Raw genomic sequence first — 24,841 nt, forward strand, 5'->3', positions numbered from 1 at the left:
AAGTATGCTGACCTTTCTCAGTATTGCTGCCCGCCGACTCGAAGTGAAGCGCTCGAAGGTTCGGCATACGCTTGGCCGGTGGAGTTTTCAAGATCCCCGGCCGTGCGGGTTGGACTGTCGATTGCCGTGGCGACCGGGCTGTATGGCGTGTCGTTCGGGGCTCTTTCAGTGGCGTCGGGACTGGACCTCCTGCAGACCATGGCGCTGAGCCTCCTGCTGTTCAGCGGAGGTTCCCAGTTCGCTTTCATCGGCGTAGTGGGAGGCGGCGGAAGCGGAGCGGCCGCTATGTCCGCCTCAGCGCTGTTGGGCATCCGGAACGCGATCTATGGCATGCAGATGAACGCGATGCTGCGGCCCCGTTCCTGGCGAAGGTTGGTGGCTGCGCAAGTGACCATTGATGAGTCGACTGCAACTGCCACGGGTCAGAGCGAACCACAGGAGCGCGCGCGGGGGTTCTGGGTGGCCGGCCTAGGCATATACGTTTTGTGGAATGTTTTCACCCTCGTCGGGGCGCTGCTCGGTAACGCCCTCGGAGATCCGGCGCAGTGGGGGCTCGACGGAGCTGCCGTCGCCGCGTTCCTCGGACTCCTGTGGCCGAGGCTCAGGGCTCGCGAACCGGCCGCCATCGCGGTGGTCTGCGCCCTGGTGACCCTGCTCGCGGTTCCCTTTGTGCCGCCAGGGGTGCCGATCCTTGTGGCCGCCGCGGTAGCCGCTGTGCTCGGATGGCTGAGTTTCGGGCCACCGCGCGAGGGTCTCGAACCCGATGTCGAGCCGTATCCTGCGGAAGGACACCCGTGAACCTGTGGATGTGGATACTGCTGGCCTGCGTGATCAGCTACCTCACAAAGCTCGCCGGTTACCTGGTCCCCGAACGAATCATGGAAGACCCGCGCATGACCCGCGTCGCTGGGACGTTGACCATCGGGCTCCTGGCCTCGCTGACGGCCGTCAACACGTTCTCGAGCGGGCAGGCGCTGGTTCTCGACGCCCGGCTCGCGGCGCTCGTTGCCGCCGGGCTGGCGCTGTGGTTGCGGGCGCCGTTTCTCGTCGTCGTGCTGTTGGGCGCCGGTGCAGCGGCGGTGGCACGCCTGCTCGGCGCCCCCTGACCATGAGTTGGCAGGACATATTCCGTTTGGACGCGCTTTGCGGGAGTGTCCTGCCAAATGAACGGGGTCGGTCTAGGCAGAAGAGCCGACGACGGCGGCAGTCGCCTCCGCGATGGCTGCCTCTTCGTCTGTGGGCACCACAAGAACCGGGAAGGCCGATTCCTCGGTGCTGATCTCACGCGGTGAACCGCCCGGCTTCTGGTTCTCGGCGTCGTCAATGAAAACTCCGAGGGCGCCGAGGCGGTTCACCACCTTCTCGCGGAAGCGCCAGGAGTTCTCCCCGATACCGGCCGTGAATACGATCGCCTGCGCTCCGCCCACGGCGACGTGATATCCGCCGATGTACTTCGCGAGGCGGTAGGCCGCAATTTCGAGCGCGATGGTGCCTGCGGGGTCACCCGATTCCTCAATTGAGCGCATGTCATTGTGACCGGCGAGGCCCTTCAGGCCGGACTCCCGGTTCAGCAGCTGGTCGAGATCCTTCTCCGTGTAGCCTTCGCGGCTGAGGAACAGCAGGATCGACGGGTCGATGTCACCCGACCGGGTTCCCATCACGAGGCCTTCCAGCGGCGTGAAACCCATGGAGGTATCGATGCTGCTGCCATTCTGTACGGCGGTGACGGACGCGCCGTTTCCCAGGTGCGCGATCACGCCCGTGAACTCCTCCACGGGCATGCCCAACAGCTCGGCGGCGTGCCTCGTCACATACTCGACTGACGTGCCGTGGAACCCGTAACGGCGGATGCCAAACTTCTTGTACAGCTCATCGGGAACGGCGTACCGCCACGCATGCTCCGGCAGCGTGCGGTGGAAAGCAGTGTCGAACACCGCGACCTGCGGCATGTCCGGCCACCGCTCCGCGATGGCACGGATGCCCTGCACGTTCGCGGGGTTGTGAAGGGGTGCCAGAGGATTGAGCCGCTCGATCGCCCGAATGATCTCGTTGGTGATCAGTACCGGCTCACTGAACCGCTCCCCGCCGTGCACCACACGGTGTCCGACGGCGTCGATCGGTTTGCCCTGCAGCGCAGCGTCCAGGTCTTCCGTTACACGGTCGAGCGCCTCCGTATGATCCCTGGGGCCGCCGTGGGCGGCGTCACCAATCCGCTCGATCAGTCCGTTCGCCAGCCGTTCTCCGCTGTCGGAATCCCGAACCTGGTACTTGAGCGACGATGAGCCCGAGTTGATGACGAGGATGATCATGGCGCCTCCTGCGATGTAGTGCCCTGGGCCTGGACGGCGGTGATGGCAACGGTATTCACGATATCTTCGACGGTGCACCCCCGGGAAAGGTCGTTCACCGGCTTGCGCAGACCCTGGAGCACCGGCCCGACGGCGACGGCGCCGGCCGACTGCTGCACCGCCTTATAGGTGTTGTTGCCAGTATTCAAATCGGGGAATATAAAGACCGTCGCCTGTCCCGCGACCGAGGAACCGGGTAGCTTGGACTGGGCAATGGACGCATCCACCGCGGCGTCGTACTGGATAGGGCCCTCGACCGGCAGATCGGGGCGGAGCGAGCGCACAAGCTCCGTCGCCCGCCGAACCTCGTCCACCGCTCCTCCGGAACCGGACTCGCCGGTTGAGTAGGACAGCATTGCCACGCGTGGTTCTACACCGAACTGAGCTGCGGTTTCCGCTGAGGCAACGGCGATGTCAGCGAGCTGTTCTTCTGTGGGGTCGGGATTGACTGCACAGTCGCCGTAGACCAGCACGCGGTCCCGGAGGAGCATGAGGAACACGGAGGACACGATCTTCACGCCCTCCTTGGTCTTTACGAATTCCAGCGCTGGACGGATGGTGTTGGCGGTGGTGTGGGCGGCGCCGGACACCATGCCGTCGACGTACCCGAGCTGCACCATCATGGTTCCGAAGTAGGAGCCGTCGAGCATCCGGTCCCGTGCGTCGTCGAGCGAGACGTTCTTGTGTGCGCGCAGGCGCGCGTACTCCCCAGCGAACTCGTCACGCAGCTCCGAAGTTTCCGGATCCAGCAGAGTCAGTCCCGAGAGGTCGATACCCTGGCTGGCGGCGAGTTCACGGATCTGGGACTCCGACCCGAGGATGGTCAGGTCGCAGACATCCCTCCTGCGCAGGATTTCTGCCGCGCGGAGGATCCGCTCATCCAGCCCTTCGGGAAGGACGATGTGCTTCCGGTCCCGGCGGGCCTTTTCGATGAGCTCGTGAAGGAAGCGCAGCGGCGTCATCCTGACCGGGCGGGGCAGTTCCAACCGCTCCAGCAGTTCCGTTGTGTCCACTTGCCGCGCCCACACGCCGAGCACGGCAGCGGCCTTCCGCCGCAGACCGGTTGCAATTTCACCGCGTACCTCGCTGACGCGCTTGGCGGCGGTGTAGGTGTCGTCGTCGACCGCGAATACCGGAAAGGTCGCGTGGGCCAGCAGGGCAAGGATGTTGGGATCCGGTGTGAGGCCGCCGGTGAGGATCATGCCGGAGGGCACGGGAAATTCGGGCGAGAATGACGACGCCACGGTCGCAACCAGAACGTCGGCCCTGTCGCCGGGAACAATCACCAGCGCACCGTCCGTGAGCAGTTCAAGGAAATGCCCCACGTTCATCGCCGCAACGCGGATGGACGAGACATCCCGTTCGAGCGTTGCTCCGCCCGCGATGTGCCGCGCGTCCAGCGCCTTCGCGACTTCGGCGATGGTCGGTTGGGAGATCTCGCTCATCTCGGGGATGACATAAACAGGCCGGCCGGACTTGCCTGGCCTCACCTGGTTCCGGATGTCATCGACGGCGTCTTCCGCCGCACGGTTGACCATCATCGCCAGCAGGGACACCTGTGCTGCGTCCAGTTCGCGGCGCGCGACGTCGACGGCGTCGGCAGCTTCGGCCGCGGTCATGTCCTTGGCGCTCACCACCGCGAGGACCATGGCGCCCAGGTTGTTCGCCAACCGCGCGTTGAGATCGAACTCGACGGCGGCGTCCTGTCCGCTCAGGTCGGTTCCTTCCACGATGATGACGTCGCAGGACTGTGCCATCTCGCTGTACACCGCCACGCAGCGCGCATCAATTTCCTCCCGCTCGCCGGAGACCAGTAGTGCACGCGCCTCTGCCCGCGTCATTCCGCTTCGTGAGGTCCTCACATCCAGCCCGAACGCTCGCCGCATCAGCAGGACCATGGGGTCATCGGCGCCGTCTTCCGCTTCCGAGATTGGTCGCAGGAAACCGATCCGGTCCGCGTGCCCCTGGAGCATGCTCGCCAGTCCCAGGGAGATGAGGGACTTGCCCGAGCTGGGGGCCATGGCGCTGACATAAATACCGCGGGTGGTCATCACCTCATCCTGCACGATCGCAGGTGCTTAGTCACTGACCGGTCACTGTTGCCTGCTTCACTGCAGCGGTTGGCTACCGCCGTCATTCCTGTGCGATCCGGCGGCGAAACGGGCTATTGGGGGAGCTCCCAGAGCCCGTTCCCATGGACGGGCCCGCACTCACGGCAATAGCAACACGGCACCAGATCGAAGTCATGGGCCCGCCGCTGGACGGACCACAATGAGCTTCCGGCACGATGGACGTCGATTAAAGCCCGTGACCGGCGCCGCCAAACCTGAGAGACTGTTCCCATGCTCGTAGCCTTCTCAGTTGCACCTTCCGGCCGGCCCAGCGGCGCTCACGAGGACACAACCGGCGACGCCGACGGTTCTTCCGTTCACGCCGCCGTGGCTGAAGCCGTGAAGATCGTGCGGGATTCCGGTCTGCCCAATTCCACCAGCTCCATGTTCACCGAGATCGAAGGTGAGTGGGACGAGGTCATGGACGTGGTGAAGCGCGCTACCGAGGCAGTTGCCAAATACGGCAGCCGCGTCTCCCTGGTGCTCAAGGCCGACATCCGGCCCGGCCGAACGGGAGAGTTGACCGGAAAAGTGGAACGCCTTGAGAGCGCCATCGCGGAAATGGATGAGTACCAGGGGCACTCGTGAGCAACTGGGCGGAGGTGGATCGCTACCTCAACCGCACCGTTGTGCGGCCCGATGACGCACTGCTCGCTGCCGTCGAGAACACACGCGGCGCCGGGATGCCCGCCATCGAAGTGACCGCCGGACAGGGCAAGTTCCTGATGCTCCTCGCGCGAATTCAGGGCGCGCAGCGCGTATTGGAAATCGGCACGCTGGGCGGTTTCAGCACTATCTGGCTGGCCCGGGGTCTTCCCGATAGCGGCACGGTAGATAGTTGCGAGTACGAGCCTGCGCACGCGGAGGTAGCGCGGCGAAATCTGGAGGCCGCCGGAATCGGGCACAAGGTGACTGTGCATGTAGGGGCCGCACTTGAGACGCTCCCATCGCTCACCGGGCCCTATGACCTGTTCTTCATTGACGCTGACAAGGCGAACAACCCCAATTACGTGGAGTGGGCGGTGAAGTTGTCGCGTCCCGGCTCGGTCATTGTGCTGGATAACGTGGTGCGCGGCGGAACCGTGCTGGATGAGGACGGGGATGATGACGTCCGGGGAACCAGGAAAGCGCTCGAAATCCTCGGCAGCCATCCGCGCCTCGAGGCGACCGCCCTGCAGACGGTCGGATCCAAGGACTGGGATGGGATTGCAGTCGCCATCGTCAACTAGAACAGAATTCTCGATCCGCAGAGCCACAGCCGACGACGCCGAGATCTACGCGAGCACGAACGTCGCCGCACTGCATCAGACGGTGATCGGCTCCTCGCCCGCGTACCTGTGGATCCTGAATGACAACCCGCGGGCCGAGCGGTTCTATCTCCGCAACGGGTTTGTGCCCGACGGAACCACAGCGCTCTGCGGTCCGGTGTGGCACTCCAAGCCCATGTTCCGCATGCACCGGACGTAGCACGCGGGCGTGGTCCTCACAGCATTCGGGCAACCGACATCGTCCGGGGTGGGGGATAGCATGAACGGCATGGTCACTATTCGTCCCCTCCGCGTTGATGAGCTCGAGGCTGCGCTGCGGATGAAGAACCAGGGCTGGAGGCAGGCGTACCGCGGAAAGCTAGGCGCGGAGGTACTGGACGGCCTGGACCACACCGTTGAACAGCAGGCTGAAGCCTGGCGGATGGGCTTCGACAGCCAGGACGATGTTCCTTTCGTCGCCGTGGATGAGTACGGCGGTATCGTCGGTATCGCTGCAGGGGGAGCCGCGCGGGGCGATAACCCGCCTGCCGCCGTCGAACTGTTCATGCTCTACGTGCTTGAGGAGTATTACGGCACGGGACTCGGGCGGCAATTGGCCGATGCGGCGATCGGCGACGCCGCCGCCTGTGTCTGGGTGCTTGAGGGAAATGAACGCGCCATCGCCTTCTATCGCAAACTCGGCTTCGCTCCGGACGGCGAGTGGGAACCGCTCTCCGATCGGTGGAGCGGGCTCAACGAGATTCGGATGGTGCGTTCCGTGCGAACAAGCGCGCCATCGCAGGCCGGCCAGGCCGCAGCAGCTTCACAACAGACAGGGGAATGACATGTCGAACCACTACGGGAACCAGCCCACCCAGCACGTGGTGGTGTACGCGGCGAAGGAAAGCTGGCTCGCGTACCTGCTCTGGTTTTTGCTCGGAAACTTCGGCGCCCACAAGTTCTACCTGCGTCAGAACGGGATGGGTTTCCTGTACCTGGCGCTGGGCCTTGTCGGCTACGCCACAGTGGGGATTCTGATCGGTTTTCTCTTCCTGGTACCGCTATGGATCATGATGGTCATTGACCTGTTCACAATCCCTGGCCGGGTTCGGCAGGTCAACGCATATCAGCATAACCAGGGCGCAGCCCGTCCTTACTAGCCGGCACGGCACCAAGTTGAAAGAGTAAGAATTCGTGGGACGTCAACGGGAGCGCAAGGGAACCACCAGCCCCGACGGCGGCCCGGTTCCCGGCATCCACGCCATCGACACCGGAACCTGCGAGCTGGTTTCTGACCGGTTCAACCCGAATGGCTGGGTGCTTCACGTCAACGGAGTGCCGAGCTCGCATATCGACCTCGCAGATCCAGCACGGCTCGATTTTGAGTACATGCGCTGGATCAGCTCGTTGGCAACCTCGCAGTGGCCGTCGACGGCGCGGCTGCGCGCCCTCCACCTCGGCGGAGGCGCATGCTCGCTTGCGCGCAGCTTTGCGGTGGCCTTCCCGGACGCGCGGCAAGTGGTCGTCGAACTCGACGGTGCGCTCGCGGGACTGGTGCGCGACTGGTTCGATCTGCCACGCGCACCGCTGCTGCGGATACGGGTCGGTGAGGCGCGTGCGGTCACGGAGTCGCTCTCCGACAACAGTCGCGACCTCATCATCCGGGATGTCTTCGCGGGCAGCCGCACACCGGAGCCGCTCACCACCCTCGAATTCGTCGAGCAGGCCAAGCGCGTTCTGGACTCCGACGGCGTCTACGTCGTCAACTGCGGCGATTCACCCGACCTCGCGCTGGCCCGACGCGAGGCCGCTACCATCTCTGCGGCTTTCACCCATACCGTGATCATTGCGGATCCGGCGATGCTCAAGGGGCGGCGCTACGGGAACGTCATCATTGCCGGAAGCGATGCGCCGCTCGGTGAGGATCCGGGCCTTGCACGGGAGTTGCTGGGGGGCGGGGTGCCGGCGCACTTGTGGCACAACACCCAGGTGACCCGTTTCATCAGCGGCGCGCAGATCCTCCGGGATTAGAGGCCAAGGATTCAGTCCCTGCCGAGCAGCCGGTCCTCGAACGCGTCGGTCGCCGCACGCAGCGCATTGACGACGGCGGCAACGGCCGGTTGCCGCAGCGAATCCGGACGTGCCACCAGCCAGTAGCCCAACCGTTCGGCGACTTCGGCCGGCAGCAGCCGCACCAGGTCATCGTGCAGGTCCGCCATGAAACAGGGCAGCAGGCCAAGGCCGCCACCTGCCCGTGTAGCTTCGACGTGGACGAATACGTTCGTCGAGCTCAATGAATCCTTCATCCCCGGCAGCAGCCGTCGCGGCGCGTCCAGACTGTCCACCTGCAGCATGGAATCGATGAAGTACACCAGCGGATGATGAAGCACCTCCTCGATGGTCGACGGTGTGCCGTACTCGGCCAGATACTCACGCGACGCGTAGAGCCCCAGCATGTACTCACCCAACCGCAGCGCCTCCGCACGGTGCACCTGGGGGCGGCCAACGACCACCTCAAGATCGAGGCCGCTGCGGGTTTGCGATGCCCGCCGCGTGGCCGCGACGATTTCAACGCTGAGCCGGGGATGATCACGCCGCAGCCGCGCGAAGGCGGGCGCCGCGATGTAGGCGCTGAAACCGTCCGTGGCACTCATGCGTACGACGCCGGAAAGCCGGCTGGCGCCGTCGTCGTTGCCTTCCAGCGCCGAAAGCGCGCGCTTGACCTCCTCCGCAGCCGCGACCGCCCGCAGGCCGAGGTCGGTCAGTTCCCAACCGCCGCTTGCCCGCACCAAGACGTGTCCGCCCAGTGAGCGTTCAAGCGCCGTGATTCGGCGGGACACCGTGGTGTGATTCAGGCCGAGGGTTTCGGCAGCGGAGGTGAAGCGGCCGGAATGGGAGACGGCGAGGAGGATGAGCAGATCATCGGGCTGAAGGGACACATCTGCATTTTCGCAGATTAGCCCTGCGGAACTGGCCATTGATGCGCGGATGGGTGTGCAGCCATACTCAATGAGGCCCATACCGGGTGACAGTCGTCACAAGCGCATCGCAGTCGAATCGAACAACCCCGATTCACCCACAGACCAACAGTGTCAGAGCCGACACAGAAGGAGTAGTCCATGAGCGTCAGTTCGCGTCCAGCCCAACCCGGAGGGAACCAGGCCTCCGGCGAGGAAGCCCCCACCGGCCTGAAGAAGATCGTTGCCGCGTCGATGGTTGGCACTGTTGTCGAGTGGTACGAGTTCTTCCTCTACGCCACCGCAGCTTCCCTGGTGTTCGGTATCGTATTCTTCCCCAACGCGGACACCCCGCTGGACGCGATCATTGCGGCCTTCCTCACCTACGCCGTCGGCTTCGTCGCCCGCCCGCTCGGCGGCATCTTCTTCGGCCAGATCGGCGACAAGCTGGGCCGCAAGCACACCCTCCAGGTGACTATCATTCTGGTCGGCGTCGCCACCTTCCTGATGGGATGTCTGCCCGGATTCAACTCCATTGGCTACTGGGCACCGGCGCTCCTGGTGATTCTCCGTTTCGTCCAGGGCTTCGCAGTGGGAGGCGAGTGGGGCGGAGCAGTCCTGCTGGTCGCTGAACACAGCCCGAACAAGTCGCGCGGCTTCTGGTCCAGCTGGCCGCAGTCGGCCGTGCCTGTCGGAAACCTTCTGGCCACCGTGGCGCTGTTGACAATGTCCTCGATTCTGCCCGAGGACGAATTCCTCGCGTGGGGCTGGCGCGTGGCGTTCTGGCTCTCCGCAATCATCGTGGTGATCGGGTACTACATCAGGACGCACGTCAGCGAATCGCCCATCTTCCTCGAAGCCCGCGAACAGGTTGAGCGCGAAAAGGCGATCAGCTACGGCGTCTTCGAAGTAGTGAAGAAGTACCCCCGCGGCATCCTCGGCGCTATGGGCCTGCGGTTCGCCGAGAACATCCTCTACTACATCATCGTGAGCTTCTCGATCGTCTACCTTTCGCAGGTCCACCAGTACAACACCAGTTCACTGCTGCTTGCGCTGCTGATCGCACACGTTGTGCACTTCCTCGTCATTCCGCAGGTTGGTCGCCTGTCCGACCGCTTCGGACGCAAGCCCGTTTACCTGGCCGGCGCAATCCTCGGAGCAAGCTGGGCGTTCTTCGCCTTCCCCATGTTTGACACGCTCAATCCCGTGATCATCATTCTTGCCGTGACAATCGGACTGTGCTTCCACGCACTCATGTACGCCGGCCAGCCGGCGATCATGGCCGAGATGTTCCCGACACGCATGCGCTATTCCGGTGTCTCGCTTGGCTACCAGGTGACCTCAATCCTTGCCGGTTCCCTCGCGCCGATCATCGCGACCGCGATCCTGCAGGAGACCGGCTCCTGGCTCGGAGTGGCGCTCTACGTCCTCGGTGCCAGCGTGGTCACGGCCATTGCGGTCATCACCCTTCGGGAGACGCGGGGTGTGTCGCTGCGGGACATTGACGCCGCGGACGCAGAGCGCCACGGCATTTCGGTCGGCAGGGAAAGCTAGCCATGCCTGCGGCCCACAAGAATGACGACGGCGGCTTGCGCCCCACCGTACAGTCGCCGTCGTCTCCTACGGCTTCCCCAACCGGATACCTCACCGGTCGACGCGCGGTAGTCACCGGCGGGGCGAGTGGAATCGGGGCAGCCTGTGTCCGGGAGCTGGCAGCACAGGGGGCGTTCGTCGTCGTCGCCGACCGCGATGCGGAAGGTGCCGGCGTCGTTGCCAAGGAGGTGAAGGGGGAGGCCTGGGCCGTGGACCTGCTGGACACCGCATCCCTGGAGGACCTGACCCTTGACGCCGACATCCTCGTCAATAACGCCGGTATCCAGGTGGTGCGGCCAATCGAGGAGTTCGATCCGGCCGACTTCCGGCGCATCCACACGCTCATGCTCGAGGTGCCGTTCCTGCTGATGCGCGCAGCGCTGCCGTCGATGTATGCCAAAGGGTTCGGCAGGATCATCAATGTATCTTCAGTGCACGGGTTGAGGGCATCGGCCTTCAAGTCCGCCTATGTGTCAGCGAAACACGGGCTGGAGGGGCTGTCGAAGGTTGCCGCCCTGGAAGGGGGGCCGCACGGGGTCACAAGCAACTGTGTGAATCCCGGTTATGTGCGGACGGCCCTCGTGGAGAACCAGATCGCTGACCAGGCGAAGCTGCACGACATCAGCGAAGACGAGGTGCTCGAGCGAATCATGCTCACCGAGAGCGCGGTCAAGCGGCTGGTGGACCCGTCAGAGGTGGCCTCACTGGTGGCGTGGCTGGCATCCGATCAGGCAGGCATGGTGACCGGTGCCTCCTACACGATGGACGGCGGCTGGTCGGCGCGCTGAGCCCGCACACCCGTTCGAGTTGGCAGGACACACCCCGCATGAACTGCAAACGGGGTGTGTCCTGCCATTTCAACGTGGGGGGAGGGTCAGGCGACGCCCAGTAGCTGCTCGATTGGTCCAATCCCGAAGAAGATGACGAACGCACCCGCCACGGCCCACATGAGTGGGTGGATCTCCTTGGCCCTGCCCTGGAATGTCCGGACTAGGACGTAGGCGATAAATCCTGCGCCGAGCCCGTTCGCGATCGAGTAGGTGAACGGCATGAGGCTGAAGGTCAGGAACGCAGGAATGGCGATTCCCCAGTCCTGCCAGTTGATCCGGCCCACCTGGGAAACCATCATGAAGCCGACGACGACGAGGGCCGGCGCCACTGCTTCGAACGGCACCAGCGAGATCAGGGGCGTGAGGAACATCGCCACCAGGAAAAGCAGACCGGTCACGATGTTGGCGATACCGGTACGGGCGCCTTCCCCGATGCCGGCGCCGGACTCAACGTAGATCTGGTTGGACGACACCGAGCCCGCGCCGCCGGCAACGGCACCGAGAGCGTCGACGATAAGGACGCGGTCAACGCCCGGAATGTTGCCCTTCTTGTCCACCAGCTTCGCCTCATTGGCCAGACCGACCATTGTGCCCATGGCGTCGAAGAAGATACTGAGCAGGATGGTGAAGGTAAGCAGCAGGGCGGCGGTTGCTCCCAGGCTACCGAAAGCACCGAAGACGCTGGCGCTGCCGATCAGGCTCAGGTCGGGAATGCCGACCCAGGACCCGGTGGGAAATTCGGGGACAACGAGCGACCAGCCCTGCGGATTGACGCCGTCGGGTCCCACGCTCGGTCCCACGTTCGCCACCGCTTCAATGATGACGGCGAGGACCGTGGAGGCGATGACGCCGATCAGGATGCCGCCGCGGACCCTTCGGACAACCAGGGCGATCGTGAGGATCAGACCGAACACAAACACCAGGATGGGCCAGCCGAGCAGTACACCCTCGAAGCCGAGCCCCACCGGGACGGTGGTTTGCGCAACGTCAGGGATACGCCTGACGAAACCGGCGTTGACCAGGCCGATCAGGGCAATGAAGAGCCCGATCCCGACGACGATCGCTGTCTTGAGGCTTTCCGGCACCGCGTTGAAGACAGCCGTACGGAAGCCCGTGAGGACCAGCACCAGCATGGTAAGGCCGGCCAGCACGACGAGGCCCATCATCTCCGGCCACGTGAGTTCCGGGTTGGTGGCCACGGTGATCGCCACGAAGGCATTTACGCCCAGCCCGGTGGCCAGAGCGAAGGGGTACTTGGCCCAGGCGCCCATGGCAATGGTGAGCACGCCTGCGACGAGGGCCGTCACGGCCGCCACGCGTTCCAGGCCCAGGCTGACTCCGCTGGCATCCGCACCAGCGAGGATCAGCGGGTTGAGCACCACGATGTAGCTCATCGCGAAGAAGGTGGCGATGCCGCCCCTGATTTCTCGTGAATAGGATGAGCCGCGTTCGGTGAGTTGGAAGTAGCGGTCCATCGTGGTGCGCAGTGCAGGCACAGGTATTCCTCTGCTGGTGGGGGAGTTCGCTCGAAAGTCTATCCAATGAGCGGCTCAGGATCCTGCCAGTTCACTCCCGTAGGCTTTGGGTATGAACCAGCATCCCGCAGTAGTTGCAACGCGTCCGGTTGCCCGTTCCGTCCAGCGCATGGCCGTCGTCCTCGCCGGCGTGTTGATGGTTGCGTTCGCAGTGGTCCTTGGTACGGCGGGCGGCGTGTCAGCACATGACGAACTGAGCTCCTCGACCCCGGAACCTGGTGCAACGCTCGAGGCGGTCCCGGAAACGATCGAGCTCACGTTCACCAACGTTCCTGCGACGATTGGCTCGGAAGTTCAGGTGCTGGATGAGACCGGCGAGGACTGGGCTGAAGGTGACGTGTCAATCACGGACGCCGTGGCAACGCAGGTCCTCCGTGAAGGGGCTCCGGCCGGAACCTACACGGTGAACTGGCGCGTAGTTTCCTCTGATTCGCATCCCATCGAGGGAACCTTCGAATTCACCGCTTCAGCTGGCGCCGCCGTGTCGGAAACGCCCGACGCTTCGGTGGACACTGCTGGTCCCGTTGAACCTTCCCAGCCGGGAGCAATCGACCAGGAGCCTGCAGCAGGTTCTGACGTGTCCTGGGGTGTCATCCTGATGATCGCCGTGCTGATCGCGATCACCATAGTGCTCGGCCTTGGTGCCCGCCGGCGGCTTATGCAGGGAAACACCGAAGTCCCCTAGAAGGTGCGTCAGGCGCTGATGACGGGAGTGCGCTTGGTCGAGCCGGTCACTGCGGCAGACAGAGCGGCAGCCTTGACGGGCCGGATCACCTGGGCCGCAACGGCTCCCTGCGTGACAATTGCGTCGCTGATGACTTTGGCCTGACGGACGATCTCCCGAGTTGTGGGCGTCAGCACTTCCCCCACGCCGATGAGGTAAAGGCCGATCGCCCGCAGGGCAGCCTTGATGTCACTTCCCACGGCGAGACCAAGAGACTGTACAAAGCGGCGCAGCTGGTTTTGGGGATACTTCGTCAGGACCACGTGGTCCGCGAGCAGGACGCCGTTCCGGGTTTGCACCGCCCACTTCTTGGAGCCGAGCACGGGCGCTGGAAGATGCTGCGAGTAGCCGACCATGCACAAGCCTTCCGCCACGGTTTCCTGCCGGATGTCCAGCGAATGGCTGGACGCGTAGCAGCGCAGAAGCCGGAGGAGTTCAGTGCGTTCGGATAGGGATACCGAGTCGGTCATGACGGTACGGTTCGGGCCGGAATTCAGGCACTCCATGCTCTCGACCACGATGGACTGCACGCCTCGGCGGCTCAGCTCGCTGGCGACGGCCAGACCTGACAGTCCGGAACCGATCACCACGGTGGTTGTCATCTCTGCCGCGGCCTGCGTGAGGGACTCCGCGGTGACGTGGGTGAGCGACTCCGGCACCATCGATGAAAACCTCCTGAGGGAAGAGGAATTCCGCACAGCCCGGCGCCTCTTCCGGGCTGTGCGGACACTTGGCTGCGAACGGGTCAACCAAGCGCACTGAAAGCGGGCGGAACCCCATGGGGAGACCATCCGCCCGATAACGATTCTCGAAGCCTATATAACTTTTTGGGTGCTGAATAGTCTTCCTACTGAAGAGTAGGCTAGAAATATCTGAACGGCTCAGCGAAGGTGTGATAGGGGCAAGCCGTGAGGAGGCGGGACATGAGTGAGGCTTATATGCGGGACGCGCCGAGGCATTCCCAGGGGCGCGGGATAGTTGTCGGAGTCGACGGTTCCGATCAGAGTATGTGCGCCCTGGTGTGGGCCGCTCACGAAGCCGAGCGCCGCCAATCTCCTCTGCATGTGGTGACTGCATATACCGTCCCCGTTTTCGCGGCGTCGAGCATGGATGCGGGTTACGCCACCGTGGATGACTCGGTGATCCGCGAAGGGGCGCAGGCTGTCCTCGACCAGTCCATCGGTCGTATAGCCGGCCATCACAACATCGAAATTGTCCCTCGTGTGGAGACTGGGGACGCCGCTGGCGTGCTCCTTGAACTCTCCGAGGAAGCCGAGCTGATGGTCGTTGGATCACGGGGCAGGGGAGGCTTCGTCGGCAGGTTGTTGGGATCGGTGAGCTCCGCGCTGCCGGCCCACTCGAAGTGCCCCACTGTCGTGGTACCGCTTTTCTGTGCCCCACGTCTGGACGAAGCGGGTGTATCGGCGCCCAAGCCGAAAGGGGAGCCCTGCCCGAGGGCCGAGGAAGTCGAGAAGGTTGTCGTTGTCGGCGTTGACGGCTCGGAACAGGCGCGAATGGCTTCGCTGCTTGCCGCTGAGCAGGCGGAGGCCCGCGGGCTTCCCCTGCGCGTGGTGTGTTCACTGCCGCCGTTCACCGGTTCACTGGCGTGGATGCCGACGCCGGTAGACCGGGACGCGCTCCATGAGGAAATCATGGTTCAGCTCAACGCCGGCAAGGCATGGCTGCAGAGCCATTTCCCGCAGTTGAACATTTCAGTCGAGCTGCTTGACGGGCCGCCGGTTGAGGTCCTGATCGAAGCATCGCGGACGGCCGAGTTGGTTGTGCTAGGAACCCGCGGACGGGGCGGGTTCACGGGCATGCTGCTCGGCTCCACCAGCCAGGGCGTGCTCCACCATGCAAAGGGCCCGGTACTAGTGGTGCCCGACCGTGACGACCCGCGCCTGACGGACCGCGCAAACTTTGGACCGATGGCGGCCTAGAACCAGGCCGTAAGGTGGCCGAACTGCGCCTGTACGAGTGGAGACCCTGTGCGGCCGATCAGTGCGCGTCAGGCGTGCTGGGCGCTCTCGTGGACGGCGTGCTCCAACGGCTCGAGTTGGAAGGTGCAGTGCTCGGTGTCGAAGTGGTTGCTCAGGCAATGCACTAGGCGATCCAGCATCCGGTCCACACCCTCGGCATTGAGGCTCTCCGCATCCACGACAACGTGAGCCGAGAAGACAGGTACCCCGGAGGTGATGGTCCAGGCGTGTATGTCATGTGCGTCCACCACTCCCTCAACCGTGAGGATGTGCTCCCGAATCATCGCAGGGTCAACGCCCTTCGGCGCTGATTCCAGCAAGACGTTGATCACGTCGCTCAGCAGGCTCCACGCCCGGGGCAGGATCATGATAGCGATGAGGATGGAGGCAATGGCATCCGCCTGCTGGAATCCCGTCACTGCGATCACGACGGCGGCAACCACCACTGCAACCGATCCCAGCAGGTCTCCCAGCACCTCCAGATAGGCACCGCGGATGTTCAGGCTCTCCTTGTGGCCGCCGTGAAGGATGAGCAGGCAGACCAGGTTGGCGGCCCCACCGAGCAGCGCGGCTATCAGCATGATGTCGGTGCGCACCTCGACCGGCTCACCGAACCTGCGGAACGCCTCGAGGGTAATGACGACGGCAATCACCACCAGGATGATGGCGTTGGCGAGGGCGGCCAGGACTTCCGCCCGCTGGTAACCGTAGGTGCTGCGGGCAGTGGCGGGCCGGGTCGCGATCCAGGAAGCAAGCAACGCTATGAAGACACCGGCGGCATCGGAGAGCATGTGCCCCGCATCGGCGAGCAGCGCCAGGGATCCGGACAGCACCGCTCCAATCACCTGGATGACAACGACGGTGAGCGTGATGGCGACGACCGTAATCAGGGACTTGCGGTGCTTCCCCGTCGCTGTGACGGGATGCCCGTGAGAATGTACGCCCATATACCCAGTATGAAGCCCGGCCTGTCCTGGAGTCCGGTTTATCCCCAGCCGAGCTCGTGCAGGCGTTCGTCGTCGATCCCGAAGTGGTGCGCAACCTCGTGGATGACTGTGATGAGGATCTCGTTGACCAGTTCCTCGCGACTTTCGCACATGCGCAGGAGCGGTTGGCGAAAAATGCTGATCCGGTCAGGGAGCGAACCGGCATCCCACCACGAGTCCCGCTCGGTCAGCGGGGTTCCCTCGTAGAGGCCCAGGAGATCGGGGTCGGGTTCCTCTCCGGGACCGGGCTCAAACTCCTCCTTGACGAAGATCGCCACATTGTTCATTGCGCGCGCAAGTTTGTCGGGGATCTGGTCGATCGCGTCATCGACCGCGGATTCGAAGTCTTCGAGGCTCATGTCAATGGGCACGCAGGAAACTCTACTGCCGCCGCTCCGGCCACGCGTTCGGCGCATGACTACCGCGTTTTGTGTAATCGAGATTGAGGCCCTATAGTTTTAGAGGTCCACAACGAGGAGTAAAGCACTTGTGTGGTCCAGGCCCCCATCGTCTAGCGGCCTAGGACACCGCCCTTTCACGGCGGCGGCACGGGTTCGAATCCCGTTGGGGGTACGCAAGAGAGTTGTCTAAAGCACCGCCACGGTGCTGTTAGGATAAAACTCTTGCAAAATCGCAAGGCCCTGTAGCGCAGTTGGTTAGCGCGCCGCCCTGTCACGGCGGAGGTCGCGGGTTCAAGTCCCGTCAGGGTCGCTGAGGCGGCCGGAGAAATCCGGACGTCGACGGTGATCATCACAAGATGGTTGCAAGGCTCTGTAGCTCAGTTGGTAGAGCGTTCGACTGAAAATCGAAAGGTCACCGGATCGACGCCGGTCGGAGCCACCACTGAAAGCCCCTGGGAAACCGGGGGCTTTTGCTTTGCCCACTTCCCTTCGCCTCCAGGCCATCCTCCCGTGCCTCAGTGTCGAATCGATTCAGGGCCGGGGACCCGTCCATTAGGGTAGGTCTCGGGAACGAGCAATGCGCACACCGGGCGGGGAGGGGCTGCAACATGCCACATAGGATTCTGGTTGTCGACGATGATGCGGACATCCGCGATCTCGTTGCAACCAAGCTGCAGTCCAGCGGCTATGAGGTGGAGACTGCCGGCGACGGCGTCGCAGGCCTGGAACTGGCAACGACCGGTGAGTACAGCCTCGTGATTTCGGACGTCATGATGCCGGGCATGTCCGGAGTGGACATGGTCCGGATGATGCGCGCAGCTGAGCCCCCCATCTCCGTTCCCGTCATCCTTCTGACGGCGAAGAACCAGGAACGTGACATCGAAAACGGCTTCGCAGCCGGAATCACTGACTACGTCGTCAAGCCGTTCAGCCCCCGTGAGCTCGCAGCCCGGGTCGCGGGCATCCTCGCCCGCTAATTCCTGTGCTGGTCTCCTGGGAGGTACTGGCGGTCGCCGTCGTCGTACTGATTGCGGCCTGCCTTCTTGCGCTCGCCGCCGTGGTCATCGTCAAGGGCTCACGCCACGTGCGTGAGCGTCGCCGGACTGTCCATGATGCGGTGATCCGCAGTCGCATCATGGAGCTTGCGGTTGCTGAGGATGCCGCACTGGATGCGCTCGTCAAGGACCTCGCATCCACCTCCGGCACCGTCGGCACCCACGTCGAGGAAACACTCCTGCGGATGATTCCCGAAGTCCGCGGCGACGTTCGCGAGGCGATGATCCGCGTCCTCGCTGGTCGGGGACTGCTGCGCCGTTCCCTTGAGCGGATCAACTTCCGCAGCGCCATCCAGCGGGCGGCCGCGGCGGAACTCCTTGGTATCTTCGGGGGCAAGGAAGTCGTCAGGCCCCTCACTGTGGCACTGCGGGACAGGAGCCACGAAGTTCGCCTCGTGGCCGCCCGTGCCCTCGGTGTCACCGCCCGGCCGGAAGCCGGAGGCAACCTGATCGACGCGCTGTCCCTGAGCAGCGGAATTCCGCACTCGGTCGCGGCCACAGCGTTGCTCAATCTCCCCGAGCAGGATCCCGCGGTGTACATCGAGGGTCTGAAGGATCGCGATGCCGGCATCCGCTACGGGTCTGCCGCCGTCGTCGGACTGTTGCTCATGTCGGAAGCGGCGGAAGCGCTGTTCCGTTGCATGGTGTCGGAAAGTAAGCGGGAGGACGCGTCCGACGTCGTCATTGCCGCCTGCGCGCGATCCCTGGGCAGGCTGGGGTATCAGCCCGCCACCAGCGCGCTGGCCGAAATCTCCTGCTCAGGCGAGGCGCCGTCGTCGGTACGGCAGGCAGCCGGTGAAGCACTCAAGACGATGCCCGGCGCTGAGGCGCGGGACGTGCGCCAGCGGGTGCTGGAGCACGCTGATGCGGATGTTCGCCGCATCCTCGTGGACGCCTAGGGCGAGCGGATGGATAACGTACTGGGCCCGTTGCGGTCGGGGATCCAATGGCTCTTCGAGCTGACCGCGTACCCCGTGCTTGCCTACTTCATTGTGATCAACACCTCCCTTCTCCTGCTCATCGTTCTCGCCAGCGTGAACTTCAGGGGGCACCTTCGGAGACAGTCCTTCGCGGGGTCGCGTATCACTGCCGCCTCTCCGCTAAGCCCGGGGATCTCCGTCCTGATGCCCGCCTACAACGAGGGCGCCGTAATCGCCGCCTCGGTGCGCGCGGTGCTGGACCTGCGTTACCCGGATCACGAAGTTGTTGTCATCAACGACGGCAGCTCGGATGAAACACTGCAGACATTGGTCGATGTGTACGACCTCGTTGAAGACCGGCGGGAAGTTTCGACCAGGGTGCCCGTCCGCGGAACCATCCGCGGCATCTACCGTGCACGCGATACTGCCCTGCCGATTGTCGTGATCGACAAGGAAAATTCCGGACGATCGGACTCGCTGAACACGGGCCTGAACGTCGCGTCGAAAGACTTGGTGGTCATGGTCGACGCCGACAGCCTGCTGGATCCCGACTCCCTCCTGGTGGTGGCCAAACCTTTCACCGATGACCCCGAGCGCGTGATCGCGACCGGCGGCGTGGTGCGCGTCGCCAACGGGTGCGAGGTCGTGGCAGGCCGCGTGGTCGACGTGAACATGCCGAAGAATTACTTTGCACGCATCCAGATTGTCGAGTATCTGCGCTCGTTCCTCCTCGGGCGGGCCGGGTGGTCGCAGCTGAACTCGTTGATCCTGATCTCTGGCGCGTTCGGCATGTTCCGGCGCGACCTGGTGATCCAGGCAGGCGGGCTGGATCCGGATTGCATCGGCGAGGACTTCGAGTTGGTCATGCGGCTGCATCGAATGATGCGCGAATCCAAACGGAAATACCGGGTCATCTTCATCGCCGAGCCGGTGTGCTGGACTGAAGTGCCCTCCACTGCCGCTGTGCTTGCACGACAACGACGGCGGTGGCACCGCGGGCTGTGGGAGGTCCTCGTAAAGTACCGCGGCATGACGTTCAATCCGCGCTACGGAAGTGTTGGCATGATCGCACTGCCGTACTACTGGATCTTCGAGCTAGTTGCCCCCGCCATCGAACTCTTCGGCATCATCATCGTCCCGTTGGGCCTGCTGCTCGGCGTGGTGGATGTGCCCTATGCGCTCGCGTTTATTGCGGTGGCGTATCTCTATGCCATCTTCGTCTCCCTGATGGCGCTGCTGGTGGAGGAGGCCTCCTTCCACCGCTACAACCGGTGGGGGGATCTGTGGATTGCGCTGCTGGTTTCCGTGCAAGAGAACATCGGGTACCGCCAGCTCACCGCGGTCTGGCGGATCCAGGGGTGGTGGGCAGCACTTCGCGGCAAGAAGCAGGTGTGGGGCACCATGACCCGGACGGGGTTCGAAGCCGCCTCACAGTAATCCCGAGCGATCCGTTCGATCGATATCGGTTGGGGAGAGGACTTGCCCGGTTGACCGTTAATATCGAGGAGCGTACCCGACAGGGATGAGAGTCCCGTCAGCAAGTCCCGCACATGGAAGGATCGTTAGGCGTGAGACCCGTGTTCGCCGTGGCTGCCTGGAGCGCTGTCGCTCTGATGCTGTCAGGCTGTGCCGGGACTGCGCCGGAGGCCACAAGCAGCCTGAGCATGCCGGCCGAACCGCCCAAGGCGCCGCAGCCTTCACCTTCCGGGTCGGTGGTACCGCACCCGAGGCTGGCCGAGGAGGTGAGCGCCGGAGCCGCAATGGAAGACTGTCTTGTCGTGGCCGCGGGGGTTTCCTCAGTGCTGCTTGCACCGCTCAGCTTCAAGGGCGATGCAGACCCCGAAAAAATGGCGAAACTTGAGCATCAGCTGAACCATCTGCACGGGAAGGTGCCCGACGAACTGAAGCCGCATTTCGTCCGTTTAGCGGACGCGGCGGAGGGCGGTGAGGACGGGGCCGGCCAGTTCGATGAAGAAGCCTTCCGGGAAGCGCTGAAGCCGGTGCAGGAGTGGCTTACGCATCACTGCAGCTAGCCCGTCCGCTGACCATTTCCGGCGCGTGTCAAAGGTTCAGCGGAAGGGTTAGGCTGAGCGAGAGAGAAAGGGTCCCAGCATGGAAAACGAGCAGGAAACCCGGCCCGCGGGCCTAACGCCGATCGCTGCCTCGGCAACCGGCAGGACAACCATCTCAGAAACGGCCGTAGCCAAGGTCGCCGCTATCGCCGCCCGTAAGGTCCCGGGTGTGTATGCGCTGGGCAGCGGCACCGGACGGGCGCTCGGAGCGCTTCGCGACGTCGTTGGTGCCAGCGACCTCGCACAGGGCGTGCACGTCGAGGTCGGCGAGATCCAGGCTGCCGTTGACGTGAACCTTGTCGCCGAATACGGGTATCCGCTTACGGCGGTGGCGGACCAGGTCCGGGCAGCAGTGTTTGCTGCGGTCGGTGAGCTCGTGGGCCTGCAGGTCATCGAAGTCAACGTCGAGGTCAATGATGTGCACGTGCCCGGCCTGAATGATCCGAAGACCCCCGATAAGCCGCGGCCTGCGGCGAGCTAGGAGACACCATGAACCTCACTGTCGTCGGGATGCTCGTGGGTACCATCCTGGCTTTCGCCGCATTGATCTTCGAGTTCTGGGGTTTCCTTCTGGTGGCCCTCTTCATGGCCATCGGCGCGTTCGTTGGCCGGGTCGCAGAGGGCAAACTCGACCTGCGCAGCGTGCGTGACGCCCTGGCCGGACGCCGTTCATCCTCGTGACCCCCGCATCCGCCGCGCGCGTGCGGCTCCCCGGGCACAATCGGATCACCACGCAGGCACTGACCAGCACCGCCTGCGGCGTTGCCTCCGATATTCTTCACGTGCCCGTCCGGGAGATTAGAGCGACCTGGTTCGACGACGCCGGATTGCTTGGGCTCAATCTCGCCCTGCCCATCGCGGTGCCTCCCCTGCACCGGGTGGCAGCGGACCCCTCAGCGGTTGCGGTTTTCGGCGGATCGGTGGAGGACAGGGTGCACCGTGCCAAGGGCGAGATCCTGCAACGCGTCATGCAGCTGAGCGGATCGCGCCTGAGCCGCGTGGACATCCGCGTCACGGGCGCCCTCGTTTCCGACGGCGGGAGGGCCAGATGAACGATGAAACCACCCGGCTCACCTCCGAGGTCATCCGGCGGGAAACACACGCCTCCCGGGCGATACCGTCAACCATCGTTGCCGTGCTCGTCATTGTGTTGGCCCTATATGTGATGCTCGAGGCGGCGCTGAAGGCACTCGGACAGGAGCCATGGCTGTTGGGCCCTGAGGAGGCTGCGGGCTGGGTCGGTTCCCTCCCGGAGGGCGTATCCACCAGCGTGCTCGCCGCGGCCGGAGCGCTGATCTTCCTGGTGGGTCTCTTTTTCTTCCTGGCCGCCATCCTGCCCGGCAGGAGGGCGCGGCTGAGCATACCGAACGATCGTGCCGCCGTCGTCGTTGATTCGGAGGTGCTGGCCTCCTCCCTGGCGCGCCGCGCGCGCGTCGCCGCGGGCGTCGCGCCGGAGCAGGTGCTGGTGACGATCGGGCGGCGGATCGTTGAGGTGCAGGTGCGGCCAACATCGGGGATCCCGGTTAACGACCGGTCAGTCCAGGCAGCCGTGGAGGACGAACTCCGCCGCAGCGCCGTCGATCCGGTGCCCGAGGTCCGTGTGACGGTGGCGCAGTCAGGGGTGATCGGGCAGTGAACCAGACCCCGCGAGTCATCAACCGCATCCTGCTGGCAGTGTTCGGTGCGATCCTGATGCTGGTGGGCGCCCTGGCGCTGGCGCTCGGTGCGCCCGGGGTTGACCGCTGGTGGCAGTCAACGGCAGCACAGGCCGGCGATGGGATCAGCAACGTGCTTGAATCCACTACGCTTCCGGGGCAGCGCGATAGCTGGTTATGGATTGTCGTTGCCCTGCTCATGGTCGTGCTGGTTATTCTCATGATCGCGTGGGTGGCCAATCAGGGGAAGGGCCGCTCGGGAACGCTCGCCTATGACGACGACGACGATCCCGTTCCCGGCAGCGTCACCATCAACGCCGCCGTAGCTGAGCAGGCGCTCAAGGCGGCGCTGAGCGACCGGGTGGACCTGGTGAACTCAGCGGTGTCCACCTATGAATTCCGCGGCCGGCCTGCGCTGAAGGTACGGGTCTTTCCGCGGCAGGGGGTAGCGCCCTATGTGGTGGCGGAAGAGGTGTCGGGGCTCGTTTCCGCACTCGATGACGTCCTCGGCGTGCAGACCCCGGTGCTGATCAGCATCAGCTCCGGTGCCCGCACGCGGTTCACCCGCGCCGAGAGGGTGCGCTAGGGCTTTGGCGCAGCTCACGGTGCACTGGCCCCCCTGATCTGTTACCGCTCGATCCACACAGCGCTGTTCGGCTGCAGCGCGCCGTCGGTCACCGCATCCTCCGCGCTCGCAACAACGACGACGCCGGCAGGCAGTTCGATGGGCTCCTCGCCCATGTTTGCCACCAGCAGTACGGACCCGTTGGTGAAGGCAACCACGCCGGCCTGAGGGCGGTGTTCCGGAGCCCACTCAACAGATCCGCGGCCCAGCAGCCGCGCTGAGCGCTCGGCCAGCGCGGACTTCACCAGCTCGTGAACCGAGCCCGGGCGGCCGACCTGCACGTCCGCCGCGTAGTCGGCGAAGCTGGCGGGCTGAGGCAGCCAGGGGGCGACGCCGTCGTCCGTGGTGCTGAAGCCGAAGCCCGGGGCGCCTGCCTTCCACGGAATCGGGATGCGACAACCGTCGCGGCCGCGCTCTGCACCCTGGGTCCGGAAGAACGCAGGATCCTGGCGGACGGTGTCATCGAGCAGCGTGTGCTCGGGCAGGCCCAGTTCGTCGCCCTGGTACAGGTACGCGGAGCCGGGCAGCGCAAGCATGATGAGTATTCCCGCGCGTCCGCGCCGCAGGCCTAGCGCCTCATCCGGCTGTTCATCCGGCGTTCCTACGCCCTTGGGCAGCTGCGTCGGATCCTGAAGGCCGAAGCGCGTGGTGTGCCGAACGGTGTCGTGATTCGACAGCACCCAGGTGCTGGGCGCGCCGACGTTTCCGGCCTGTGCGAGGGACTCGGTGACGCTCACACTCAGGCGCCCGGCATCCCAGCCGGCACGCAGGAAGTCAAAGTTAAAGGCCTGCTGCATCTCGTCGGGTCGCACATAGTGGAAGAGCCGTTCGGTCGGCTCCACCCAGGCTTCGGCCACGAGCATGCGGTCACCTGGGTATTCGGCGAGGACCCGGTTCCAGTCGCGATAGATTGCGTGGACGCCGGGCTGGTCGAAGTACGGCGGTGTGGGTTCGGTGGCCGCCACCTCCTCCGCCGCGTCCGGATTATGCACATCGCCGACCATGCTCTCGCGGCCGGCCCAGTCCGGAAGTCCCTCGGCCTTGACCAGACCGTGCGCCACGTCGATGCGAAATCCGTCGACGCCGCGATCCAGCCAGAAGCGCAGGACGGAGATCATTTCCTCATGGACTTCCGGGTTCTCCCAGTTCAGGTCCGGTTGCTTTGTGTCGAAGAGATGCAGGTACCACTGACCGTCCTCGATCCGCGTCCAGGCGTTGCCGCCGAAGATGGACTGCCAGTTGTTCGGCGGCAGTTCGCCGTTCGCGCCGCGTCCGTCCCGGAACATGTACCGGTCGCGCTCACGGGAGCCCTTGGGGGAGCGCAGGGCAGCCTGGAACCACTCGTGCTCATCGGAGGTGTGGTTGGGGACGAGGTCGACGATCACCTTGAGTCCGCGCTGGTGCGCTTCGGCGAGCATGGAGTCGAAGTCAGCAAGAGTGCCGAACCGGGGGTCCACGTCCCGGTAGTCCGCCACGTCGTACCCGGCGTCGGCCTGCGGTGAGACATAAAAGGGTGAGAGCCACACGGCATTGACTCCCAGATTCTCAAGGTAGGGGAGTTTGCTTTTGATGCCGTGAAGGTCACCCATGCCGTCACCGTTCCCGTCCGCGAATGAACGGGGGTAGATCTGATAGATGACAGCGTCTTCCCACCATGCAGCACCACGCTCGTTCTGGGCCTGGTGAGTCGGGGTTGAGAGCTCGGCGGCAGTCATGGGGCTCCTCTTCAGATGCGGGTCACGATTGGATATCGACCGGGCGGTACGGTGCACTCGGTGTTGCAGATCACAACGTAAGCGCTTA

The 24,841-nt window shown here is 64.3% G+C and carries 29 protein-coding genes and 3 tRNA genes; 24 read left to right on the plus strand and 8 right to left on the minus strand.

Annotated features, from left to right (window positions below; all coding sequences use genetic code 11):
• Positions 1 to 78: 78 nt before the first annotated feature.
• Together AC5RTB_RS10765 and AC5RTB_RS10770 are read left to right on the plus strand one after the other, a co-directional pair.
• Positions 79 to 798: an AzlC family ABC transporter permease gene (locus AC5RTB_RS10765; protein ID WP_494061059.1), complete on the plus strand. Its 720-nt coding sequence runs from the start codon at positions 79 to 81 to the stop codon at positions 796 to 798.
• Entirely contained in the window at positions 795 to 1,106 is a 312-nt protein-coding gene (locus AC5RTB_RS10770; RefSeq protein WP_494061060.1) for an AzlD domain-containing protein, read from the plus strand. Before AC5RTB_RS10765 ends, AC5RTB_RS10770 begins: the two co-directional genes overlap by 4 nt.
• 72 nt (positions 1,107 to 1,178) lie before the next feature.
• On the opposite strand, the gene AC5RTB_RS10775 is transcribed toward AC5RTB_RS10770, so the two are convergent.
• Both AC5RTB_RS10775 and pta read right to left on the minus strand, forming a co-directional pair.
• A complete protein-coding gene (locus AC5RTB_RS10775; protein ID WP_494061061.1) occupies positions 1,179 to 2,309 on the minus strand; it encodes an acetate/propionate family kinase in 1,131 nt (376 codons plus the stop codon).
• Positions 2,306 to 4,399, minus strand: a complete 2,094-nt coding sequence (pta, locus tag AC5RTB_RS10780; RefSeq protein ID WP_494061062.1) for a phosphate acetyltransferase — start codon at positions 4,397 to 4,399, stop codon at positions 2,306 to 2,308. Before pta ends, AC5RTB_RS10775 begins: the two co-directional genes overlap by 4 nt.
• Before the next feature lie 291 nt (positions 4,400 to 4,690).
• Between pta and AC5RTB_RS10785 the strand changes: the two genes are divergently transcribed.
• The 6 genes from AC5RTB_RS10785 to AC5RTB_RS10810 all read left to right on the plus strand — a co-directional run bounded on the left by AC5RTB_RS10785 (position 4,691) and on the right by AC5RTB_RS10810 (position 7,737).
• Positions 4,691 to 5,047 carry a thiamine-binding protein gene (locus AC5RTB_RS10785; protein WP_494061063.1) on the plus strand — a complete coding sequence of 119 codons (357 nt, stop codon included), beginning with the start codon at positions 4,691 to 4,693 and terminating at the stop codon, positions 5,045 to 5,047.
• Positions 5,044 to 5,688: an O-methyltransferase gene (locus tag AC5RTB_RS10790; protein ID WP_494061064.1), complete on the plus strand. Its 645-nt coding sequence runs from the start codon at positions 5,044 to 5,046 to the stop codon at positions 5,686 to 5,688. The genes AC5RTB_RS10785 and AC5RTB_RS10790 overlap by 4 nt, the downstream gene beginning before the upstream one ends.
• The gene (locus AC5RTB_RS10795) at positions 5,660 to 5,926 is read left to right on the plus strand and encodes an N-acetyltransferase (protein WP_494061065.1); all 267 of its coding nucleotides are present in this window, start codon (positions 5,660 to 5,662) and stop codon (positions 5,924 to 5,926) included. Before AC5RTB_RS10790 ends, AC5RTB_RS10795 begins: the two co-directional genes overlap by 29 nt.
• Positions 5,927 to 5,995: 69 nt before the next feature.
• Positions 5,996 to 6,550 (plus strand): GNAT family N-acetyltransferase, encoded by a 555-nt coding sequence (locus tag AC5RTB_RS10800; protein WP_494061066.1) that lies wholly within the window; start codon positions 5,996 to 5,998, stop codon positions 6,548 to 6,550.
• A gap of 1 nt (position 6,551) precedes the next feature.
• Entirely contained in the window at positions 6,552 to 6,866 is a 315-nt protein-coding gene (locus tag AC5RTB_RS10805) for a TM2 domain-containing protein (protein WP_494061067.1), read from the plus strand.
• Positions 6,867 to 6,900: 34 nt separating this feature from the next.
• On the plus strand, positions 6,901 to 7,737 hold the full coding sequence (locus AC5RTB_RS10810) for a spermidine synthase (protein WP_494061068.1): 837 nt from the start codon (positions 6,901 to 6,903) through the stop codon (positions 7,735 to 7,737).
• Positions 7,738 to 7,748: 11 nt separating this feature from the next.
• On the opposite strand, the gene AC5RTB_RS10815 is transcribed toward AC5RTB_RS10810, so the two are convergent.
• Positions 7,749 to 8,684, minus strand: a complete 936-nt coding sequence (locus AC5RTB_RS10815; protein ID WP_494061069.1) for a LysR family transcriptional regulator — start codon at positions 8,682 to 8,684, stop codon at positions 7,749 to 7,751.
• A 141-nt stretch (positions 8,685 to 8,825) separates the two neighbouring features.
• Between AC5RTB_RS10815 and AC5RTB_RS10820 the strand changes: the two genes are divergently transcribed.
• Together AC5RTB_RS10820 and AC5RTB_RS10825 are read left to right on the plus strand one after the other, a co-directional pair.
• Entirely contained in the window at positions 8,826 to 10,217 is a 1,392-nt protein-coding gene (locus AC5RTB_RS10820; RefSeq protein WP_494061070.1) for an MFS transporter, read from the plus strand.
• A 2-nt stretch (positions 10,218 to 10,219) separates the two neighbouring features.
• Positions 10,220 to 11,044 carry a 3-hydroxybutyrate dehydrogenase gene (locus AC5RTB_RS10825; protein WP_494061071.1) on the plus strand — a complete coding sequence of 275 codons (825 nt, stop codon included), beginning with the start codon at positions 10,220 to 10,222 and terminating at the stop codon, positions 11,042 to 11,044.
• 86 nt (positions 11,045 to 11,130) lie between these two features.
• Here the strand turns inward: AC5RTB_RS10825 and AC5RTB_RS10830 are convergent, their stop codons facing one another.
• A complete protein-coding gene (locus AC5RTB_RS10830) occupies positions 11,131 to 12,561 on the minus strand; it encodes an NCS2 family permease (protein ID WP_494061186.1) in 1,431 nt (476 codons plus the stop codon).
• A 112-nt stretch (positions 12,562 to 12,673) separates the two neighbouring features.
• On the opposite strand from AC5RTB_RS10830, the gene AC5RTB_RS10835 reads away from it, so the two are divergent.
• Positions 12,674 to 13,306: a copper resistance CopC family protein gene (locus AC5RTB_RS10835; RefSeq protein ID WP_494061072.1), complete on the plus strand. Its 633-nt coding sequence runs from the start codon at positions 12,674 to 12,676 to the stop codon at positions 13,304 to 13,306.
• A gap of 8 nt (positions 13,307 to 13,314) precedes the next feature.
• Here AC5RTB_RS10835 and AC5RTB_RS10840 read toward each other — a convergent pair whose 3' ends face one another.
• Positions 13,315 to 14,007 (minus strand): FAD-dependent monooxygenase, encoded by a 693-nt coding sequence (locus tag AC5RTB_RS10840; protein WP_494061073.1) that lies wholly within the window; start codon positions 14,005 to 14,007, stop codon positions 13,315 to 13,317.
• A gap of 261 nt (positions 14,008 to 14,268) precedes the next feature.
• Here AC5RTB_RS10840 and AC5RTB_RS10845 point away from each other — a divergent pair, with 261 nt between their 5' ends.
• The gene (locus AC5RTB_RS10845) at positions 14,269 to 15,285 is read left to right on the plus strand and encodes a universal stress protein (protein ID WP_494061074.1); all 1,017 of its coding nucleotides are present in this window, start codon (positions 14,269 to 14,271) and stop codon (positions 15,283 to 15,285) included.
• 68 nt (positions 15,286 to 15,353) lie between these two features.
• Here the strand turns inward: AC5RTB_RS10845 and AC5RTB_RS10850 are convergent, their stop codons facing one another.
• Together AC5RTB_RS10850 and AC5RTB_RS10855 are read right to left on the minus strand one after the other, a co-directional pair.
• Positions 15,354 to 16,271, minus strand: a complete 918-nt coding sequence (locus tag AC5RTB_RS10850) for a cation diffusion facilitator family transporter (RefSeq protein WP_494061075.1) — start codon at positions 16,269 to 16,271, stop codon at positions 15,354 to 15,356.
• A gap of 38 nt (positions 16,272 to 16,309) precedes the next feature.
• Entirely contained in the window at positions 16,310 to 16,669 is a 360-nt protein-coding gene (locus AC5RTB_RS10855) for a metallopeptidase family protein (RefSeq protein WP_494061187.1), read from the minus strand.
• A gap of 141 nt (positions 16,670 to 16,810) precedes the next feature.
• Here AC5RTB_RS10855 and AC5RTB_RS10860 point away from each other — a divergent pair.
• The 12 genes from AC5RTB_RS10860 to AC5RTB_RS10915 all read left to right on the plus strand — a co-directional run bounded on the left by AC5RTB_RS10860 (position 16,811) and on the right by AC5RTB_RS10915 (position 22,999).
• Positions 16,811 to 16,883, plus strand: a tRNA-Glu gene (locus AC5RTB_RS10860).
• Positions 16,884 to 16,947: 64 nt separating this feature from the next.
• A tRNA-Asp gene (locus tag AC5RTB_RS10865) sits at positions 16,948 to 17,021 on the plus strand.
• 56 nt (positions 17,022 to 17,077) lie between these two features.
• Positions 17,078 to 17,153, plus strand: a tRNA-Phe gene (locus AC5RTB_RS10870).
• Positions 17,154 to 17,319: 166 nt separating this feature from the next.
• Positions 17,320 to 17,688 (plus strand): response regulator transcription factor, encoded by a 369-nt coding sequence (locus AC5RTB_RS10875; protein WP_494061076.1) that lies wholly within the window; start codon positions 17,320 to 17,322, stop codon positions 17,686 to 17,688.
• A 5-nt stretch (positions 17,689 to 17,693) separates the two neighbouring features.
• Entirely contained in the window at positions 17,694 to 18,665 is a 972-nt protein-coding gene (locus tag AC5RTB_RS10880) for a HEAT repeat domain-containing protein (RefSeq protein WP_494061077.1), read from the plus strand.
• A 9-nt stretch (positions 18,666 to 18,674) separates the two neighbouring features.
• Positions 18,675 to 20,123 (plus strand): glycosyltransferase family 2 protein, encoded by a 1,449-nt coding sequence (locus AC5RTB_RS10885; protein WP_494061078.1) that lies wholly within the window; start codon positions 18,675 to 18,677, stop codon positions 20,121 to 20,123.
• A gap of 131 nt (positions 20,124 to 20,254) precedes the next feature.
• On the plus strand, positions 20,255 to 20,719 hold the full coding sequence (locus AC5RTB_RS10890; protein ID WP_494061079.1) for a hypothetical protein: 465 nt from the start codon (positions 20,255 to 20,257) through the stop codon (positions 20,717 to 20,719).
• 79 nt (positions 20,720 to 20,798) lie between these two features.
• A complete protein-coding gene (locus AC5RTB_RS10895) occupies positions 20,799 to 21,239 on the plus strand; it encodes an Asp23/Gls24 family envelope stress response protein (RefSeq protein WP_494061080.1) in 441 nt (146 codons plus the stop codon).
• Between the two features lie 8 nt (positions 21,240 to 21,247).
• Complete coding sequence (locus tag AC5RTB_RS10900) at positions 21,248 to 21,439, plus strand: DUF2273 domain-containing protein (protein WP_494061081.1); 192 nt, start codon at positions 21,248 to 21,250, stop codon at positions 21,437 to 21,439.
• Positions 21,436 to 21,810 carry a hypothetical protein gene (locus AC5RTB_RS10905; protein WP_494061082.1) on the plus strand — a complete coding sequence of 125 codons (375 nt, stop codon included), beginning with the start codon at positions 21,436 to 21,438 and terminating at the stop codon, positions 21,808 to 21,810. The genes AC5RTB_RS10900 and AC5RTB_RS10905 overlap by 4 nt, the downstream gene beginning before the upstream one ends.
• A complete protein-coding gene (locus AC5RTB_RS10910; protein WP_494061083.1) occupies positions 21,807 to 22,394 on the plus strand; it encodes a DUF6286 domain-containing protein in 588 nt (195 codons plus the stop codon). The genes AC5RTB_RS10905 and AC5RTB_RS10910 overlap by 4 nt, the downstream gene beginning before the upstream one ends.
• Positions 22,391 to 22,999: a hypothetical protein gene (locus tag AC5RTB_RS10915; protein WP_494061084.1), complete on the plus strand. Its 609-nt coding sequence runs from the start codon at positions 22,391 to 22,393 to the stop codon at positions 22,997 to 22,999. The genes AC5RTB_RS10910 and AC5RTB_RS10915 overlap by 4 nt, the downstream gene beginning before the upstream one ends.
• 41 nt (positions 23,000 to 23,040) lie before the next feature.
• On the opposite strand, the gene AC5RTB_RS10920 is transcribed toward AC5RTB_RS10915, so the two are convergent.
• A complete protein-coding gene (locus tag AC5RTB_RS10920) occupies positions 23,041 to 24,753 on the minus strand; it encodes a glycoside hydrolase family 13 protein (RefSeq protein WP_494061085.1) in 1,713 nt (570 codons plus the stop codon).
• Positions 24,754 to 24,841: the final 88 nt, after the last annotated feature.

Source organism: Arthrobacter sp. M71 S08, assembly GCF_059089725.1.

Coding starts and splice junctions, on each gene's coding strand:
- AC5RTB_RS10825 (WP_494061071.1), top strand. CDS start 10,220: ATGCCTGCGGCCCACAAGAATGACGACGGCGGCTTGCGCCCCACCGTA.
- AC5RTB_RS10875 (WP_494061076.1), top strand. CDS start 17,320: ATGCCACATAGGATTCTGGTTGTCGACGATGATGCGGACATCCGCGAT.
- AC5RTB_RS10900 (WP_494061081.1), top strand. CDS start 21,248: ATGAACCTCACTGTCGTCGGGATGCTCGTGGGTACCATCCTGGCTTTC.
- AC5RTB_RS10775 (WP_494061061.1), bottom strand. CDS start 2,309: ATGATCATCCTCGTCATCAACTCGGGCTCATCGTCGCTCAAGTACCAG.
- AC5RTB_RS10840 (WP_494061073.1), bottom strand. CDS start 14,007: ATGGTGCCGGAGTCGCTCACCCACGTCACCGCGGAGTCCCTCACGCAG.
- AC5RTB_RS10815 (WP_494061069.1), bottom strand. CDS start 8,684: ATGGCCAGTTCCGCAGGGCTAATCTGCGAAAATGCAGATGTGTCCCTT.
- AC5RTB_RS10800 (WP_494061066.1), top strand. CDS start 5,996: ATGGTCACTATTCGTCCCCTCCGCGTTGATGAGCTCGAGGCTGCGCTG.
- AC5RTB_RS10805 (WP_494061067.1), top strand. CDS start 6,552: ATGTCGAACCACTACGGGAACCAGCCCACCCAGCACGTGGTGGTGTAC.
- AC5RTB_RS10920 (WP_494061085.1), bottom strand. CDS start 24,753: ATGACTGCCGCCGAGCTCTCAACCCCGACTCACCAGGCCCAGAACGAG.
- AC5RTB_RS10795 (WP_494061065.1), top strand. CDS start 5,660: ATGGGATTGCAGTCGCCATCGTCAACTAGAACAGAATTCTCGATCCGC.
- AC5RTB_RS10785 (WP_494061063.1), top strand. CDS start 4,691: ATGCTCGTAGCCTTCTCAGTTGCACCTTCCGGCCGGCCCAGCGGCGCT.
- AC5RTB_RS10820 (WP_494061070.1), top strand. CDS start 8,826: ATGAGCGTCAGTTCGCGTCCAGCCCAACCCGGAGGGAACCAGGCCTCC.
- AC5RTB_RS10850 (WP_494061075.1), bottom strand. CDS start 16,271: ATGGGCGTACATTCTCACGGGCATCCCGTCACAGCGACGGGGAAGCAC.
- AC5RTB_RS10910 (WP_494061083.1), top strand. CDS start 21,807: ATGAACGATGAAACCACCCGGCTCACCTCCGAGGTCATCCGGCGGGAA.
- AC5RTB_RS10830 (WP_494061186.1), bottom strand. CDS start 12,561: ATGGACCGCTACTTCCAACTCACCGAACGCGGCTCATCCTATTCACGA.
- pta (WP_494061062.1), bottom strand. CDS start 4,399: ATGACCACCCGCGGTATTTATGTCAGCGCCATGGCCCCCAGCTCGGGC.
- AC5RTB_RS10845 (WP_494061074.1), top strand. CDS start 14,269: ATGAGTGAGGCTTATATGCGGGACGCGCCGAGGCATTCCCAGGGGCGC.
- AC5RTB_RS10885 (WP_494061078.1), top strand. CDS start 18,675: ATGGATAACGTACTGGGCCCGTTGCGGTCGGGGATCCAATGGCTCTTC.
- AC5RTB_RS10835 (WP_494061072.1), top strand. CDS start 12,674: ATGAACCAGCATCCCGCAGTAGTTGCAACGCGTCCGGTTGCCCGTTCC.
- AC5RTB_RS10855 (WP_494061187.1), bottom strand. CDS start 16,669: ATGAGCCTCGAAGACTTCGAATCCGCGGTCGATGACGCGATCGACCAG.
- AC5RTB_RS10895 (WP_494061080.1), top strand. CDS start 20,799: ATGGAAAACGAGCAGGAAACCCGGCCCGCGGGCCTAACGCCGATCGCT.